This window comes from Burkholderia sp. IDO3 (assembly GCF_003366075.1).
GTDB classification, from domain to species: domain Bacteria; phylum Pseudomonadota; class Gammaproteobacteria; order Burkholderiales; family Burkholderiaceae; genus Burkholderia; species Burkholderia anthina.
The window spans coordinates 2,722,429-2,739,091 of sequence record NZ_CP028963.1 but is presented as its reverse complement, the minus strand read 5'-3'; the positions used below and the strand labels follow the sequence as shown (position 1 = coordinate 2,739,091).

General features: G+C 66.7%; 16 protein-coding genes. 8 read left to right on the top strand and 8 right to left on the bottom strand.

Annotated elements, in window-relative coordinates:
* Positions 1–5 precede the first annotated feature (5 nt).
* Entirely contained in the window at positions 6–1,748 is a 1,743-nt protein-coding gene (locus tag DCN14_RS27470; RefSeq protein ID WP_096502496.1) for an NAD+ synthase, read from the top strand.
* Positions 1,749–1,828: 80 nt separating this feature from the next.
* A complete protein-coding gene (locus tag DCN14_RS27465) occupies positions 1,829–2,167 on the top strand; it encodes a P-II family nitrogen regulator (protein ID WP_006398637.1) in 339 nt (112 codons plus the stop codon).
* A gap of 138 nt (positions 2,168–2,305) precedes the next feature.
* Here DCN14_RS27465 and DCN14_RS27460 read toward each other — a convergent pair whose 3' ends face one another.
* Both DCN14_RS27460 and DCN14_RS27455 read right to left on the bottom strand, forming a co-directional pair.
* Positions 2,306–3,391 carry a porin gene (locus DCN14_RS27460; protein ID WP_096502163.1) on the bottom strand — a complete coding sequence of 362 codons (1,086 nt, stop codon included), beginning with the start codon at positions 3,389–3,391 and terminating at the stop codon, positions 2,306–2,308.
* A gap of 572 nt (positions 3,392–3,963) precedes the next feature.
* Positions 3,964–4,935 (bottom strand): LysR family transcriptional regulator, encoded by a 972-nt coding sequence (locus tag DCN14_RS27455; RefSeq protein WP_240327352.1) that lies wholly within the window; start codon positions 4,933–4,935, stop codon positions 3,964–3,966.
* 89 nt (positions 4,936–5,024) lie between these two features.
* Between DCN14_RS27455 and DCN14_RS27450 the strand changes: the two genes are divergently transcribed.
* The gene (locus tag DCN14_RS27450; RefSeq protein WP_096502161.1) at positions 5,025–5,522 is read left to right on the top strand and encodes a GNAT family N-acetyltransferase; all 498 of its coding nucleotides are present in this window, start codon (positions 5,025–5,027) and stop codon (positions 5,520–5,522) included.
* 52 nt (positions 5,523–5,574) lie between these two features.
* Here DCN14_RS27450 and DCN14_RS27445 read toward each other — a convergent pair whose 3' ends face one another.
* The 4 genes from DCN14_RS27445 to DCN14_RS27430 form a co-directional block, all read right to left on the bottom strand.
* Positions 5,575–6,354, bottom strand: a complete 780-nt coding sequence (locus tag DCN14_RS27445) for an ABC transporter ATP-binding protein (protein ID WP_096502159.1) — start codon at positions 6,352–6,354, stop codon at positions 5,575–5,577.
* 18 nt (positions 6,355–6,372) lie between these two features.
* Positions 6,373–7,086 carry an ABC transporter permease gene (locus DCN14_RS27440; RefSeq protein WP_096502157.1) on the bottom strand — a complete coding sequence of 238 codons (714 nt, stop codon included), beginning with the start codon at positions 7,084–7,086 and terminating at the stop codon, positions 6,373–6,375.
* On the bottom strand, positions 7,083–7,772 hold the full coding sequence (gene hisQ, locus DCN14_RS27435; RefSeq protein ID WP_096502155.1) for a histidine ABC transporter permease HisQ: 690 nt from the start codon (positions 7,770–7,772) through the stop codon (positions 7,083–7,085). The genes DCN14_RS27440 and hisQ overlap by 4 nt, the downstream gene beginning before the upstream one ends.
* Positions 7,773–7,999: 227 nt before the next feature.
* Positions 8,000–8,776 (bottom strand): ABC transporter substrate-binding protein, encoded by a 777-nt coding sequence (locus tag DCN14_RS27430; protein WP_143331648.1) that lies wholly within the window; start codon positions 8,774–8,776, stop codon positions 8,000–8,002.
* Positions 8,777–9,142: 366 nt separating this feature from the next.
* Between DCN14_RS27430 and DCN14_RS27425 the strand changes: the two genes are divergently transcribed.
* Positions 9,143–9,841 (top strand): pirin family protein, encoded by a 699-nt coding sequence (locus DCN14_RS27425; RefSeq protein ID WP_096502151.1) that lies wholly within the window; start codon positions 9,143–9,145, stop codon positions 9,839–9,841.
* Between the two features lie 70 nt (positions 9,842–9,911).
* Here DCN14_RS27425 and DCN14_RS27420 read toward each other — a convergent pair whose 3' ends face one another.
* Positions 9,912–10,460: a periplasmic heavy metal sensor gene (locus DCN14_RS27420; protein ID WP_096502149.1), complete on the bottom strand. Its 549-nt coding sequence runs from the start codon at positions 10,458–10,460 to the stop codon at positions 9,912–9,914.
* Positions 10,461–10,686: 226 nt separating this feature from the next.
* On the opposite strand from DCN14_RS27420, the gene DCN14_RS27415 reads away from it, so the two are divergent.
* Positions 10,687–11,412: a response regulator gene (locus DCN14_RS27415; protein ID WP_009693256.1), complete on the top strand. Its 726-nt coding sequence runs from the start codon at positions 10,687–10,689 to the stop codon at positions 11,410–11,412.
* On the top strand, positions 11,396–12,712 hold the full coding sequence (locus DCN14_RS27410) for an ATP-binding protein (protein WP_096502147.1): 1,317 nt from the start codon (positions 11,396–11,398) through the stop codon (positions 12,710–12,712). The genes DCN14_RS27415 and DCN14_RS27410 overlap by 17 nt, the downstream gene beginning before the upstream one ends.
* Before the next feature lie 40 nt (positions 12,713–12,752).
* On the opposite strand, the gene DCN14_RS27405 is transcribed toward DCN14_RS27410, so the two are convergent.
* On the bottom strand, positions 12,753–13,019 hold the full coding sequence (locus DCN14_RS27405) for a hypothetical protein (RefSeq protein WP_011885680.1): 267 nt from the start codon (positions 13,017–13,019) through the stop codon (positions 12,753–12,755).
* Positions 13,020–13,511: 492 nt separating this feature from the next.
* On the opposite strand from DCN14_RS27405, the gene DCN14_RS27400 reads away from it, so the two are divergent.
* Together DCN14_RS27400 and DCN14_RS27395 are read left to right on the top strand one after the other, a co-directional pair.
* Positions 13,512–15,269: an ABC transporter permease subunit gene (locus DCN14_RS27400; protein ID WP_096502145.1), complete on the top strand. Its 1,758-nt coding sequence runs from the start codon at positions 13,512–13,514 to the stop codon at positions 15,267–15,269.
* 22 nt (positions 15,270–15,291) lie between these two features.
* Complete coding sequence (locus DCN14_RS27395) at positions 15,292–16,629, top strand: nitrate/sulfonate/bicarbonate ABC transporter ATP-binding protein (RefSeq protein ID WP_096502143.1); 1,338 nt, start codon at positions 15,292–15,294, stop codon at positions 16,627–16,629.
* Positions 16,630–16,663: the final 34 nt, after the last annotated feature.

Sequence of the window (16,663 nt, the reverse complement as noted above, 5' to 3'; positions counted from 1 at the left end):
CCGTCATGAAGACCCGACTCGCTCTCGCCCAGATCAACGTCACCGTCGGCGACTTCGCCGGCAACGTCGCGCGGATCGTCGCGGCCGCGCGCGCCGCGCACAACGATGGTGCGCAACTGATGGTCGCACCCGAACTCGCGGTGTCCGGCTATCCGCCGGAGGACTTGCTGCTGCGGCCGGCGTTCTACGCGGCGGCGGCCGCCGCGCTCGATACGCTCGCCGATGCGCTGCGCGCGGTCGACGGGCTCGCGGTGCTGGTCGGCCATCCGTTGCGCGGTCCGGGCAGGGGGCCGGGCAGCGGTGCGGGCAGCCGCGCCGGCGACGATGCCTGCGCGCCAGCCGTCGATGGTAATGCAAACCGTCCGATCGAGCGCGGCGTGCCGCCGACCGACACCTACAACGCGGTGTCGCTGATCGTCGGCGGCGAGATCGTCGGCACCTATCGCAAGCAGGATCTGCCGAACGCCGACGTGTTCGACGAGAAACGCTATTTCGCGACGGACACCGAGCCGTTCGTGTTCGAGCTGAACGGCGTCAGATACGGCGTGATCATCTGCGAGGACGCGTGGCATGCGTCGGCCGCGCAGATCGCGAAGGCGGCCGGCGCGCAGGTGCTGCTGATCCCGAACGGTTCGCCGTATCACATGGACAAGGAAGCGCTGCGCATCGACATCCTGCGCGCGCGGATTCGCGAGACCGGGCTGCCGATGGTGTACGTGAACCTCGTCGGCGGCCAGGACGAACTCGTGTTCGACGGCGGCTCGTTCGTGCTCGACGCGCAGGGCGCGCTCGTCGCGAAGATGCCGCAGTTCGACGAAGGGCATGCGATCGTCGAATTCGACGGCCCGCGGCCGCTGCCCGGCGCGATCGCGCCCGATCTGCCGGTCGATGCGCAGGTCTATCGCGCGCTCGTGACCGGCGTGCGCGACTACATCGGCAAGAACGGTTTTCCCGGCGCGCTGATCGGGCTGTCGGGCGGCGTCGATTCGGCGCTGGTGCTCGCCATCGCATGCGACGCGCTCGGGCCCGAGCGCGTGCGCGCGGTGATGATGCCGTCGCGCTATACGGCCGGCATCTCGACCACCGATGCGGCGGAGATGGCGCGGCGCGTCGGCGTGCGCTACGACGAGATCGCGATCGCGCCGATGTTCGATGCGTTTCGCGCGGCGCTCGCGAACGAATTCGCGGGCCGCGCGGAAGACGCGACGGAAGAGAACATCCAGGCGCGCATCCGCGGCACGCTGCTGATGGCGCTGTCGAACAAGTTCGGCTCGATCGTGCTGACGACCGGCAACAAGAGCGAGATGGCGGTCGGCTACTGCACGCTGTACGGCGACATGGCCGGCGGCTTTGCGGTGATCAAGGACATCGCGAAAACGCTGGTCTACCGGCTCTGCCGCTATCGCAACGCGAGCGCCGACTTCGGGCCGCGCGACGTGATTCCCGAACGGATCCTGACGCGCGCGCCGTCGGCCGAGCTGCGCGAGAACCAGACGGACCAGGACAGCCTGCCGCCGTACGACGTGCTCGACGCGATCATGCGGATGTACATGGAAGAGGACCGGCCGCTCGCGGAAATCGTCGCGGCCGGCTATGCGGAGGCCGACGTCGCGCGCGTGACGCGGCTCATCAAGGTCAACGAATACAAGCGCCGTCAGGCGCCGATCGGCATTCGCGTCACGCACCGCGCCTTCGGGCGCGACTGGCGCTATCCGGTCACGTCGCGCTTTACCGAACGTCTCGACTGAGCCGCACGCCGCTGACCGGCTTACGGCTTACAATCGGGATCGCGATTTTTCATCCAAACGAGCATTGAGGGACAACCATCATGAAACGCATCACCGCCATCATCAAGCCGTTCAAGCTGGACGAAGTCCGTGAAGCGCTCGCCGAAGTCGGCCTCACCGGCCTGACCGTGACGGAAGTGAAGGGCTTCGGCCGCCAGAAAGGGCACACCGAGCTGTATCGCGGCGCCGAGTACGTCGTCGACTTCCTGCCGAAGATGAAGATCGAGGTGGTCGTCGCGGAAGCGCAGGTCGACCAGGTGATCGATGCGGTGATCGGCGCGGCGCGCACGGGCAAGATCGGCGACGGCAAGATCTTCGTGTCGGACGTCGAGCGCGTGATCCGCATCCGCACCGGCGAAGAGAACGAAGCGGCGGTCTGAGCGCCGCATCCGGCAAGGGCTGCGCAAAACCGGCCCGCCAATAAAAAACGGTGCGATACCCGGTTGGGTACCGCACCGATACGCGCCTCTCGCAGCAGCGTGGAAAGTGTTGTCGAATCGTTCCTTGAACGGCCCTGATCAGAACAGGTGCTGGATGCCGGCGTAGACGCCGGTCTGGCTGCCGCCCGGGTTCGGGTTGCCCGTCGACACGGCCGTGCCCGCGCCGTTCGCGTTCAGGCCGAAGTTGGCCGTCGAGCTGTTGCGCACGGTTGCAACCTGCAGGTCGAACAGCGTGCGCTTCGAGATGTTGTACGAACCGCCGACCGTATAGATGTTCGCGTTGCCGCCGCCGTGGTTCGCATTCACGTGATACACGGCCGCGATCAGCGCTGCCGCCGGCGTTGCCTGCCACGTCACGCCGCCCCACACCTGCTGGGTGCCCGTCACGCCGGCGTTGACTGCCGGGCCGCCGCTACCGTCCGCGCGCGATGCCTGGTAAGCCGCCTGCAGCTTGAACTGGCCGAGGAACACGTTCACGCCCGCGAAGTATTCGCGCGAGTAGTTGAACACGTCCGAGAAGCGGCCGTTGCTGTCGCGCGTTTCGTCGTAGATGCCGCGCAACTGGAACAGCGAGTTCGTGTACGTGATCTGCGCACCGGCTGCACGACCCGGCTGGCCGGCCGTCGTGTTGCCGTTGAAGCTCGTCGAGTTCGAGAACGCGAACTGGCCGTAGAAGTCGAGGCCGTAGAGCGACGGCGACTGGTACGACACGTTGTTGCTGGTCTTGTTCCAGTTACGGCCGCGCACGAGCGACGCAGTCGACCAGTTCGACTGGCCGAACGGGTCGAAGTCCCACACGCCGTTGGCGATCGCGAGTTCGCGACCCAGCAGCAGCGTACCGTAGCGATCGTTCGAGATCCCGACCGTCGCGTAACGATCCCAGATCGTGCCGCTCGAGCCGAGGCCGCCGTTCATCGTGTTGAACGCGCCTTCGAGGTGGAACAGGATCTTGTTGCCGCCGCCGATATCCTCGGTGCCCTTCAAGCCCCACAGGCTCGTGCCCCAGTCGCCGCTTTCCGCGCGGAATTGATGGCCGTTCTGCAGGCCGTTCATGTACTCGAGGCCCGCATCCAGGCGGCCATACAGCGTGACGCTGCTCTGCGCGTGCGCCGTCACCACCCCGGCAGCCATCAGCGCGGCCGCGACCAAAGCTTTCTTCATCATCTCCTCCATACCCTGTCAAAAAGTCAACCCAGACTGCACGAGATGCCCGGCGCGACGAACGCCGGGCAAAAGCGAAAAGCGGGATAACCAGGGAGACCTCGTGCAGGGCCGGTAAGCGCGGCACGCGGGCAAGCGGACGGAAAACCGTTGAGCGGTCCCGCGCAGCCGGGTCGGCTTGCGGGGTCTCCTTGTAGTGTCGTGAAGCTAAACTACATTTCACGAACTTCGTTTTGCTACTTTGGTTACTAATTTAGCAAAAATACAATTTTGTGGCGATGGAAATCGTTGTTTGACTAACACCTGTCGCCAAATTGCCATGCAACAGAGGGGGCGGAGGAGGCCGCCGGGCCCGTCGATTACCGGAAAACCCTTGTCAGACAAGGGAGACACGGATTCGGTGGCCGTGGGTCAAGGATTGCCACTATTGACGTCGGCGGGGCACCGGCGTAGATGCCGGAGAGATGAAATTGGTAAGTATTTCGTAATAAATTGAAGGCGGCCCGGCGTCGCCGCACGGTGCCCGAAACGCCCGGCAGGCAGCGGCACGCCGCCGGCCGGACAGCGCGTCCAGATTAACCGGGTGCCGGACGCGCGTCGAGCAGCTGCGCGCGAATCCAGCGATGCGCATCGGTGCGCGCGTGCTTCGCGTGCGAATAGACCTTCACCGTGTAGCGGGGGATCTCGAACGGCGCGGGGAAGATGCGGATCGGCGCCGCGTGGCGCAGCGCCTGCGCGGCGCGGTTCGGTACGGTCATCAGCAGCGACGATTCCGCGATCACGAACGGCGCGGCCAGCACGCTCGGCAACTGCACGGCCACCTGCCGCTCGACGCCGAGCCGGTCGAGCACGTAGTCGACGACGCCGCGCGACTCGTTCCACGGCGTGACGACCGCGTGGCGGGCCGCGAGATACTGGTCGAGCGTCAGCCGCCGGTGAATGTCCGGATGCCGGGCGCTCGCGATGACCACGTAGTCGTCCGAGAACCAGTCGAAATCCTCGATACCCGGCGCGTCGGCCGTCGATTCCTCGTGATAGCCGAGCGCGAAATCGATGCGGCCGGCCGCGAGCTCGTCGACGGCTATCTTGCGCTCGGAATGGACGACCCTGATGTGCAGGCGCGGCGCGATGCGTTCGATGCGCGCGAGGAACGCCGGCAGCACCGCGAACGCCGTGTAGTCGCTCGCGGCGAACACGAACGTGCGGTCGCTTTGTGCGGGATCGAAGCGGCGCGCGCGGGCGAGCCCCTTCGACATCGTGTCGAGCGCGTCGCCGGCCCACGTGGCGATGTCGTCCGCGCGCACGGTCGGCTGCATTTCGTTGCCGAGCCGCACGAACAGCGCATCGCCGATCGCGTCGCGCAGCCGTGCGAGCGCATGGCTCAGCGCGGACGGACTCATCGCCAGCTCGTGCGCGGCAGCGGTGACCGACCGGTGACGGTACAGCGCGTCGAAGGCGAGCAGCAGGTTCAGGTCGAGGCGGCGCAGATCGGGATGCATGGTTTTCATGTTCTGATGAAGAAACTGCACTTCCTGCAGTAGTGCCATGAACGTAGCATGTCGGTCTGACCTGCGCCAGCGCGATTGCGCGGGCGTCGCATCCCGTTTCCAGCCAGAGCCGAAGGAGGGCTCACACCGTGCAAATCGATATCCGTCCCGCCACCGTCGCCGACGTGCCGCAAATCCTGCGTTTCATCACCGAGCTGGCCATCTACGAGAAGGCCGAGCATGAGGTGGTCGCGACGCCCGCGTCGCTCGAGCACAGCCTGTTCGGCGAAGGCTCGCCGGCGCGCGCGCTGATCTGCGAGGTCGACGGCGAGCCGGCCGGCTTCGCCGTGTATTTCTTCTCGTACTCGACGTGGCTCGCCCGCCAGGGGCTGTATCTCGAGGATCTGTACGTGTCGCCGCGCTTTCGCGGCGCGGGCGCCGGGCTGCGGCTGCTGAAGGCGCTCGCGCGGATCGCGGTGGATACGGGCTGCGGGCGTTTCGAATGGAGCGTGCTCGACTGGAACGAGCCGGCGATCCGCTTCTATGAAAGCGTCGGCGCCGCGCCGCAGGACGAGTGGGTGCGCTACCGGCTCGCGGGCGACACGCTGCGCACGTTCGCCGACGGCACGCCGGTCGACGCCGCGTAAACGCAAAACGGGCGCCGCCCGGCGCCCGTTTTGCGTATCGCGATGCGTGCGTTTACTTGAGGCTGCCCGACAGGAACCCGCGCAGGCGCTCGCTCTTCGGGTTGGCGAACACCTCCGACGGCACGCCTTCTTCCTCGACGCGCCCCTGGTGCAGGAACATCACGTGATTCGACACGTTGCGCGCGAAGCCCATCTCGTGCGTGACGACGATCATCGTGCGGCCTTCCTCGGCGAGCTTCTGCATCACCTTCAGCACTTCGCCGACCAGTTCGGGATCGAGCGCCGACGTCGGCTCGTCGAACAGCATCACGTCGGGATGCATCGCCAGCGCGCGCGCGATCGCCACGCGCTGTTGCTGGCCGCCCGACAGGTGCGACGGATACTGCTTCTCGACGCGCGGCGCGAGGCCGACCTTCTCGAGATATTCGCGCGCGCGATCCTCGGCTTCCTTCTTCGGGATGCCGAGCACGTTCACCGGCGCTTCCATCACGTTCTCGATCACGTTCATGTGCGACCAGAGATTGAAGTGCTGGAACACCATCGACAGCTTGGTGCGCACGCGCTGCAGCTGCTTCGGATCGGCGGCGCGCAGCGCGCCCGTCTTGTCCTTCGTGGTACGCACTTCCTCGCCGTCGACGACGATGCGGCCCGCGTTCGGCTGCTCGAGGAAATTGATACAGCGCAGCATCGTGCTCTTGCCGGAACCGGACGAGCCGATCACGCTGATCACGTCGCCCGAGTTCGCCTTCAGCGACACGCCTTTGAGTACCTCGTTGTCGCCGTACCGCTTGTGCAGATCGTCGACGAAAAGCTTCTGGGTCTGGGAGTTCATCAATAGTCCTGCGAAAACTTACTTGCCTTGCGGGCGCAGATACGCGAGCCAGCGACGCTCGGCCTGGCGGAACAGCCACACGAGCGTAAACGAGATCACGAGATAGAGCAGGGCGGCGATGCCGAATGCATGGAACGACATGTAGGTCGCCGAGTTCACGTCGCGGGCGATCTTCAGGATGTCCGGCACGGTCGCGGTGAAGGCCACCGTGGTTGCGTGCAGCATCAGGATCACTTCGTTGCTGTAGAGCGGCAGCGAGCGGCGCAGCGCGGACGGCAGGATCACGCGGCGATACATCGTGAACGTCGACATCCCGTACGCGCGCGCGGCCTCGATCTCGCCGTACGACGTCGACTTGATCGCGCCGGCGAAGATCTCGGTGGTGTACGCGCAGGTGTTCAGCGTGAACGCGAGCAGCGTGCAGTGCATCCCGTCGCGGAAGAACGAGTCGAGCAGCGGCGTGCCGCGCACGAACTGCAGGCTGTAGAGGCCTGTGTAGCAGAGCAGCAGCTGCACGTAGAGCGGCGTGCCGCGGAACACGTACGTGTAGAGCCACACCGCGCCCGACAGCCATTTCTTCTTCGACACGCGGGCCACCGCGAGCGGCACCGACAGGCAGAAGCCGAGGCCGATCGACACGACCAGCAGCCACAGCGTGATCGCGACACCGGTGATCCGGAAACCGTCGGTGTACAGATAGTTGCGCCAGTATTCTTGGATGAGTTCGATCATAGGTCAGCCTTGCGGACACCGGTCGAGTAGCGCTTTTCGAGCCACATCAGCACGAAGTTCGAGATCGTGGTGATGGCGAGGTAGACCGCACCTGCGATCAGCGTGAAGAAGAAGAACCGCAGCGTGCCCTTGCCGGCGTCCTGCGACGCCTTCACGACGTCCGCGAGGCCGATGATCGACACGAGCGCGGTCGACTTCACGAGCACCTGCCAGTTGTTGCCGATGCCGGGCAGCGCGAAGCGCATCATCTGCGGGAACATGATCCGCGTGAACACCTGCCAACTGGTCATCCCGTACGCGCTGCCGGCCTCGAGCTGGCCGCGCGGCACCGACAGGAATGCGCCGCGGAAGGTCTCGGTGAAGTACGCGCCGTAGATGAAGCCGAGCACGAGCACGCCGGCGAGGAACGGGTCGATGTCGATCTGATCCCAGCCGAGCGCGTCGGTCGCCATGTTCAGCCAGATCTGCAGGCTGTAGAACAGCAGCAGCATCAGCACGAGGTCGGGCACGCCGCGGATCAGCGTCGTGTAGACAGTGCCGGCGCCGTTCGTGAAGCGGTTGCGCGACAGCTTCGCGCCCGCGCCGAGCAGCCCCAGCAGGAACGAAAGCGCGAGCGAAAGCACCGCCAGTTTGACGGTTTGCCAGGTGCCTGCGAGGATCAGCGGGCCGTAACCTTGTAGAAACATGTGTGGTCCCTGGTGTGGTCCCTGAGGGCGCACGCGGTGCGCCGCGAAATACGCGCCCGCCAAGCTGCGCGGAACGCCCCGTGCGTATCATGCCGTCCGCCCCGGCAACGGTGCCGGGCAAGCCCGTCGCGCGAGCGCGGGCGAGGGGGCGGGCGGCGCGTGGTTGACTGCCTGTACTGCCCGGACGCGGGGCCGCCCCCGCATCCGTTCTCCTTCATTGTCGGCGCTCAGCGGGCCGAGTAGACGCTGAACGCGAAATACTTGTGCGACAGCCGGTCGTACGTGCCGTCCTTGTGCATATCGGCCAGCGCCTTGTTGATCTTGAGCTTCAGGTCCGTATCGTCCTTGCGCAGGCCGATCGCGGTGCCATCGCCGATCGTCTTCGGATCCTTCACTTCCGGCCCGGCGAACGCGAAGCCCTTGCCGCGCGGCGTGCGCAGGAAGCCGTAGTCGGCCTGCAGTTCGTCCTGCAGCGTCGCGTCGAGGCGGCCCGAGCCGAGATCGGCGTAGACCTGATCCTGGTTCTGGTAAGGAACGATCGTCACGCCCTGCGGTTCCCAGTACGCCTTCGCGTACGATTCCTGCGTCGAGCCCTGCTCGACGCCGACACGTTTGCCCTTGAGCGACGCGACCGTCGGCAGCAGCGGCGAGCCGGTCTTCGCGATCATCCGTGCCGGTGCGTCGTACACCTTGTCGGAGAAGTCGATCTGTTCGCGACGCTTGTCCGTGACGGTCAGCGACGACACGATGATGTCGTACTTCTTCGCCTTCAACGCGGGGATGATCCCGTCGAGATCCTGCGAGACCCACACGCACTTCACGTTGATCCGCTTGCAGATTTCCTTGGTGAGATCGACGTCGAAACCGACGATCTCGCCGCTCGGCGCGGTCGACTCGAACGGCGGATAGCTGGCATCGACACCGATCCGCACGGTCTTCCACTCCTTCGCGAAGGCGCTGCCCGCCACGAGGGCGAGGGCGGCGCACAGGGCGGCCTTCTTCATTTCCATCCTTTTGTCGCTCACTTCCGGGAGGGCGCTCGCGGCCGGTCGGGCCGGGCGCCGCGGCGTATTCTAGACGGCCAAAATTCGTGTTTCGGCGCGCTGGCAACGGCGCCCGCCGGACGGGCGAACGCCAAAAGGGCGGTATTTTACCCGAACGCGATACCCGGAAAACGGCAATCCGGCCGGCCGGTGGATTCTTTGATTCGGCCGTTGCGACAATCGTGGTATTCGCAACGAGTATTGAGCTGATTGGGTTCGTGAGTGCAACGATGCGGTGCGCGGAAAGCGGATTGTGGCGTGGCCGGGCCGCCCCTACAGTGCAGGTAAACCCGAAAAAGAACATCTGCCTGCCGGAGTGCCCGCCCCATGTTCCAGATCCGCCGCGCCGCCGACCGCTGCCACACGCGCCAGGGCTGGCTCGAATCGAGCCACAGCTTTCCGCTTGCCGGCCACGCCGGGGCCACGCATCCGCCGTTTGGTGCGCTGCGCGTGCTGAGCGAGGACCGGATCGCGCCGACCCGCGGCTTCGGCATGCAGCCGCGCCGCGACCTCGAAATCGTCACCTATGTGCTGGACGGCGCGCTCGCGCATCGCGACAGCCTCGGCAACGGCGCGATCGTGCGGGCCGGCGGGATTCAGCGGATGAGCGCGGGCACGGGGCTCGTGCACAGCGAGACCAACGCATCGTGCCGCCGCGCGCTGCATCTGCTGCAGATCTGGCTGCAGCCGGCCGAGCGGGGCGGGCGGCCGGGTTACGCGGAACGGCGCTTCGCCGACGACGAGAAGCGTGGCCGGCTGCGGCTGGTGGCGTCGCCGGACGGCGACGACGGCGCGTTGTCGATGCGCGCCGACGCGCGGATCTTCGCGGGGCTGATCGACGGGGACGAGGAGGCGGCGTTCGGCGTGCGGGCCGGGCGCAGTACCTATGTGCACGTGGCGCGCGGCGACGTGGAAGTCAACGGGCACGCGCTGGGCACGGGTGACGGCGTGCGGATCGCCGGGGTGGACGCGGTCGCGTTCGCGCGTGGCCGGGCGGCCGAGGTGCTGCTGTTCGACGTCGCCTGAAATGAAACCGGGGACGCGGGCAGGGTGCCCGCGTCCCCGTCGGTGCCGCCCGCGAGGGCGGCCTGCCGGCTTACTGCGCCGGCGCCGATGCGGCCTTGGCCGCGCGGTGCTGCTGCCAGCGCTCCTTCATCTTCTCGTGGCGCTGCTCCATCCGCGCGAACTGCTGCTTCAGCGCGGTGCTGACGGTGGTCTTCTGCTGGTCGTTCAGCCCGTTGTAGAACGCGAGCCACGCGGCCGAGCTCTGCTCGCGCAGCTGCGCATTCTGCTGTTCGGCCTGCTGGCGGGCCGTGTGCATCGCGCTCAGGTCGAGGATCGGCTGGTTCTGCTGAGCCTTGAACTGCTCGCGCATCTGCTCGTGGCTCTTGCGCATCGCCTCGTGGTTCTGCTTCATCGTGTTGACGGCCGTCTGCCATTGCTGTTCCTGCGACGCGTTCAGCTTCAACTGATCGTGCAGCTTCATGATCACGCCGAACGGGCCGCCGTCGTGGCCGTGCATGTGATGCATGCCGGGGCCGCCCTGCGGGGGCATGGTGTTGGGCTGCGCGGCTTGCGCGGTGCCGAATGCGAGAGCGAGCACGGTAGCGGCCGCGATGGCCACGCGGGAAGTCTTCTTATACATTTCAGAAACTCCTTGTATTCAAAGGGTCCGGCGATGCGGTGCGCGGGGTGGCCCGCGTGCCGCATCCGGTAAGACGCAGGTTAGCGGCGCAAACCCCGGCGGGTGTTACGCGGGAAGCCTGCCGGGTTACAGCGCATTACAGTTGCCTTGCGCCGTAACCCGCAGTAACCCTTTCGTCCCTTTGTTTCGTTCTTTGACCCCGCGCTCGCGCGGTAAACTTCAAGCCATGACTACCCAGATCCTCATCGTCGACGACGACCAAGAACTCCGAGACCTGCTGCGCGACTATCTCGTGCGCCAGGGGATGGAAGTGTCCGTGCTGCACGACGCGGCGACGCTCGAGAAGCGCCTCGAGCGCGAGCGGCCCGACCTGATCGTGCTGGACCTGATGATGCCGGGCGTCGACGGCCTGACCGCGCTGCGCCAGTTGCGCGCGGCCGGCGACGACATCCCCGTGATCATGCTGACCGCCCGTGCGGACGACGTCGACCGCATCGTCGGGCTGGAGCTCGGCGCCGACGACTACCTCGGCAAGCCGTTCAACCCGCGCGAATTGCTGGCGCGCGTGCAGGCCGTGCTGCGCCGCCGCCGCGCGACGCCGTCGGCGGCGGCGCCCGAGCAGCGCGAGCCGTTCGCCTTCGGCCGCTTCGTGCTCGACTTCCAGGCGCGCACGCTGTCGGTCGACGGCAAGCCCGCAACCCTGTCGAGCAGCGAATTCGCGCTGCTGAAGATCTTCGTGAACCACGCGCTGCGCACGCTCACGCGCGAGCGGCTGCTCGAGCTGCTGCACGGGCCCGAGTACGACGGCACCGACCGCGGCATCGACGTCCAGGTGTGGCGTCTGCGCCGTATCCTGGAAACGGATCCGTCGACGCCGCGTTTCATCCAGACGGTCCGCGGGCGCGGCTACGTGTTCGTGCCCGACGGCGAGGCCCATGCGCAAACCCATTGATTCACTGTTCGGGCGGCTGGCGCTGCTGGTCGTCGGCGTTCTGCTCCTGTCGCATTTCGCGTGGTTTTTCGCGATGCGGCTCGAGCGCAGCCAGATGCAGACGCGCTATGCGGTCGAAGAGGCCGCGTTCCTCGTCGACGCGGTGCGCCAGCACGTCGAGCGCACGCCCGATCAGCCGCTGCCGTCGCGCGTGCGGCTCGTGTCGCCGGGCAGCCCCGACGTGCCGAAGAGCGGCGACTCGAACATGCCGGCGCCGCTCAAGCGTTTCCGTGACGACGTCAGCGAGCGAATGCCCGCGGGCACCCAGGTCGAGATTGGCCAGCCGGGCCATCCGCCGGTGCTGTGGGTCAAGGAGCCGACCGACCGCAACTGGATCGTGGTGCCGGTGCAGCCGTTGCGCCCGCCGCGCTCGCTCGACCGGATGCTGTTGTGGCTCGGTACGATTTTCTCGGCCGGTGTGATTGCCGCGCTGTTCGCGGCGTGGCAGCTTCAGCAGCCGCTGCGCTCGCTCGCGCGCGCCGTCGCGCGCTTCGGCCGCGGCCAGCCGGTGCCGCCGCTGCGCGAGCGCGGCCCGCGCGAGCTGCGCCAGCTCACGCACGGCTTCAACCAGATGGTGGAGCAGGTGTCGCAGGCCGAGAGCGACCGCGCGGTCATGCTGGCTGGCGTCGCGCACGACCTGCGCACGCCGCTCGCGCGGATGCGCCTGCGGGCGGAAATGATGGATGACGCGCGTTTGCGCGACGGTGTCGTGCGGGATGTCGACTCGATGTCGCACATCGTCGACCAGTTCCTCGTGTTCGCGCACGGCGGGGCGGACCGCAGCGAGCCCGTGCCGGTCGACCAGACCTGCGAGCGGATCGCGCGCACCTATCGGGCGGTCGCGCCGAATGCGCCGACGGTCCAGACGCATCTCGCGGCCGATCCGGGCTTCCGTCTGCCGACCGCGACGCTCGACCGGATCCTGTCGAACCTGCTCGACAACGCGCACGCATATGGCGCGCCGCCCGTGCTCGTCGAGACGGTGCGCACGTCGGCCGGCTATGTCCTGTCGGTCAGCGACAGCGGCGGCGGGATCGCGCCGCGCGACCTCGCGGCCGCGACGCGGCCGTTCGTGCGGCTCGACCCCGCACGCGGCGGGAACGGCCACAGCGGGCTTGGGCTCGCGATCGTCGAGCGGCTGGTCGTCAGGCTGGGCGGGGCGTGCGAGATCGGCAACCGTCCCGAGGGCGGCCTGCGCGTGGCGATGACGTTCCCGTTCGACGTGGTGCCGAAGGACGAACTTCACGCACAGGCCGCGTAAGCGGTGCATGCGGCGCCTGCCGGGCAGGCGCCGCGCGGCGTCATTCGCCGAACAGCGAGCCGAGCGTCTCGGCGGCGTTGCTGTCGATGGTGTTGTAGGTCACGCTCGTGGCCTCGAAGATATAGACGGTCGTATAGCGGCCGAGGCGCTCCAGGATTTCCTCCTGCAGCGATTCCGGCACGACGTTCATGTTCAGGTACCACGCCGTCGACGACAACCGCGTCTGGAACGACCCGTATTCCTGCATCAGCTCGTAGAACGCGTCGGCATCCTGATCGCGGCAGACGATCACCAAATTTCCTGCCATTCCCTTCCTCCCGCTGGTCGAACGATCCCTAGGGGCTGTCTGTTGGCAGACTCTAAGGGCTAGCCCCGATCATACCTGCTTCACCGCATTCGTCCGCTGACGTGCGGCATGGTTTGCGTTCGCGTGTGCCGGGCGGGTTCACGGCCGGCCCGGATCACGGCATAATTCGGGGCCTGCATGCCGGCCGACCGACTGCGGCCGGATTGCTCCGCACCGCGCGCCGCAGCCTGCCCGCGCGCCGGGCACGAACCGTGCGGCGGGCCGCGCGTCGCACCGTCCCCGGACGGTTGTCGCTGAAATACAGGTTGGTGTAGTGTCGTGCCGTCGCGGCCCGACTCGGCCGCCGGGGCGCAGCTTGCACGCACGGCGCGTCGCGCCGGCGTGAAATCGTGAATCCATCGAATTACCGCGTCGAATTACCGCGCCCGAGCGCTTTGCCATGAATCAACATCGTTTGCCGGCTTCGTTCGGCCTTACCGGGGAGGGCGCCTGATGGACGTCGGATTCTTCAATCCGAACCGGACCGCCAACGCGTCTGCGTGGCGCGTCCTGCCGAACCGGTGGGATTTCATCGCGTTTCCGCTGATCATCTGCCTGATCGCGATGGCGGTCGTCGGTTTCCATGAAACGATGGCGCCGATCGGCGTGCTGCAGACGCAGAAGATCTCGCTCGATCCGTCGAACCTGCCCGAATACGCGTTGCGCACCACGCTGCGGATGCTCGCCGCGATGATCGCGTCGCTCGTGTTTACGCTCGTCTACGGCACGCTGGCCGCGAAAAGCCGGCGCGCGGGCATGGTGTTGATCCCGATCCTCGACATTCTGCAGTCGGTGCCGGTGCTCGGCTTCATCTCGTTTACGGTCACGTTCTTCCTCGCGCTGTTCCCGAGCCGCGTGCTCGGCGCCGAGCTCGCGGCGATCTTCGCGATCTTCACGAGCCAGGCGTGGAACATGACGTTCAGCTTCTACCAGTCGCTGCGCACCGTGCCGCGCGACCTGGACGAAGTGTCGCGCGGCTTCCACCTGACGTCGTGGCAGCGTTTCTGGAAGCTCGAGGTGCCGTTCTCGATGCCGGGCCTGATCTGGAACATGATGATGTCGATGTCGGGCGGCTGGTTCTTCGTCGTTGCGTCGGAGGCCATCACCGTCGGCAACCAGACCATCACGCTGCCGGGCATCGGCGCGTATCTCGCGCAGGCGATCTCGGACAAGAATCTCGGCGCGATCGGCTGGGTGATCCTCACGATGACCGTCGTGATCCTCGCGTACGACCAGTTCCTGTTCCGCCCGCTGATCGCGTGGGCCGACAAGTTCCGGATGGAGAACACCGCGTCGGGCGATGCGCCGCAATCCTGGCTGCTCGACCTCGTGCGCCGCACGCGCCTGATCCATCAGCTGCTCGTGCCGGCCGGCTGGTTCTTCGCGAAAGCCGCGCGAATCCCGCTGCGCCTGCCGCTGTCGGGTGCGATGCGCTTCTCGCTGCCGAAAGTCGAGAAGAAGGCCTCGCGCACGGTCGACATCGCGTGGGCGATCCTCGTGCTGATCGGTACGGCCTATATCGTGTGGCGCGTCATCAGCTTCGTCTCGACCGGCGTGACGATGGCCGAAGTCGGTCACGTGCTCGTGCTCGGGCTCATCACGCTGCTGCGCGTGGTCGTGCTGATCGCGATCGCGTCCGTGATCTGGGTGCCGATCGGCGTGTGGGTCGGGCTGCGGCCGAAGCTGGCCGAAAAGCTGCAGCCGCTCGCGCAGTTCCTCGCCGCGTTCCCGGCCAACCTGCTGTTCCCGGCGTTCGTGATCGTGATCGCGCGCTTCCATCTGAACCCGGACATCTGGCTGTCGCCGCTGATCGTGCTCGGCACGCAGTGGTATATCCTGTTCAACGTGATCGCCGGCGCGACGTCGTATCCGAACGACTATCGCGAAGCGGCGACGAACTTCCGCATCCGCGGCTGGCAGTGGTGGCGGCAAGCGATCCTGCCGGGCATCTTCCCGTACTACGTGACGGGCGCGATCACCGCATCGGGCGGCGCGTGGAACGCGAGCATCGTGTCGGAAGCCGTACAGTGGGGCAATACCAAGATCGAGGCGCACGGCCTCGGCGCGTACATCGCGCAGACCACCGCCGCCGGCGACTTCCCGAAGATCATCCTGGGCATCGCCGTGATGTCCCTGTTCGTCACCCTGTTCAACCGCCTGCTGTGGCGCCCGCTGTATGCCTTCGCCGAAGCGAAGCTGCGGCTCGACTGAGACCGATTGAGAGCGAAACGCGATGCACAATCCGAATGCTGTAAACGCCCCCGTCCAGACGTCCCAGCCGCCGCGCCTCGGCGAGGAAATCCTGCGCGTCGACCACGTGAACCGTGGCTTCAACAAGACGCAGGGCGAATTGCTCGTGCTCGACGATGCGAACCTGTCGCTGCGCGAAGGCGAGATCGTCGGGCTGCTCGGCCGTTCCGGGTCGGGCAAATCCACGTTGTTGCGCATCATCGCCGGCCTGATCGAGCCGACCGGCGGCGACGTGACCTATCTGGGCAAGCCGCTGCGCGGCCCGGCCGAAGGCGTCGCGATGGTGTTCCAGACCTTCGCGCTGTTCCCGTGGCTGACCGTGCTGCAGAACGTGGAAGCCGGGCTGGAAGCGCTCGGCGTCGGCGCTCGCGAGCGGCGCGAACGCGCGCTCGCGGCGATCGACCTGATCGGTCTCGACGGTTTCGAGAACGCGTATCCGCGCGAGCTGTCGGGCGGGATGCGCCAGCGCGTGGGCTTTGCGCGCGCGCTCGTCGTCGATCCGACGATCCTGCTGATGGACGAGCCGTTCTCCGCACTCGACGTGCTGACCGCGGAAACGCTGCGTACCGACTTGCTGGACCTGTGGACGCAAGGCCGGATGCCGATCAAGTCGGTGCTGATCGTCACGCACAACATCGAGGAAGCGGTGTTCATGTGCGACCGGATTCTGGTGCTGTCGTCGAACCCGGGCCGCGTGATCGCCGAGATCAAGGTGCCGTTCAAGCATCCGCGCAACCGTCTCGACCCGGCATTCCGCAAGCTCGTCGACGACATCTACGCGAAGATGACCGCGCGCCAGACCGGCGAAGCGACGAAGAAGGGGCTCGAACTCGGCAGCTGGCTGCCGCAGGTGTCGACCAACCTGATGGCCGGCCTGATCGAAACGCTCGCGATGGCGCCGTACCACGGCCGAGCGGACATGCCGGAAATCGCGCGCACGCTGCATCTCGAAGTGGACGACCTGTTCCCGATCGCCGAAGTGCTGCAGCACCTGGGTTTCGCGGACGTGCGGGAAGGGGACGTGTTCCTGACGCCGCCGGGGCGCGTGTTCGCGGAGTTCGGCACGCAGGAGCGCAAGCTGATGTTCGCGGATCATCTGCTCAAGCATGTGCCGCTGGCCGCGCGGATCAAGAAGGTGCTCAACGAGCGCCCGGGCCACCGCGCGCCGCGCGTGCGCTTCGAGCAGGAGCTGGAGGATTTTCTGTCCGACGGCGCGGCCGAGGAAACGCTCGACGCGGTGATCGACTGGGGCCGTTACGGCGAGATCTTCTCGTACAACGACCAGACCGAAATCTTCAGTCTCGAGGACGTCGAGTCCTGAGCGCGTGCGCCGGGCCATGCGGCCCGGCTTCTTG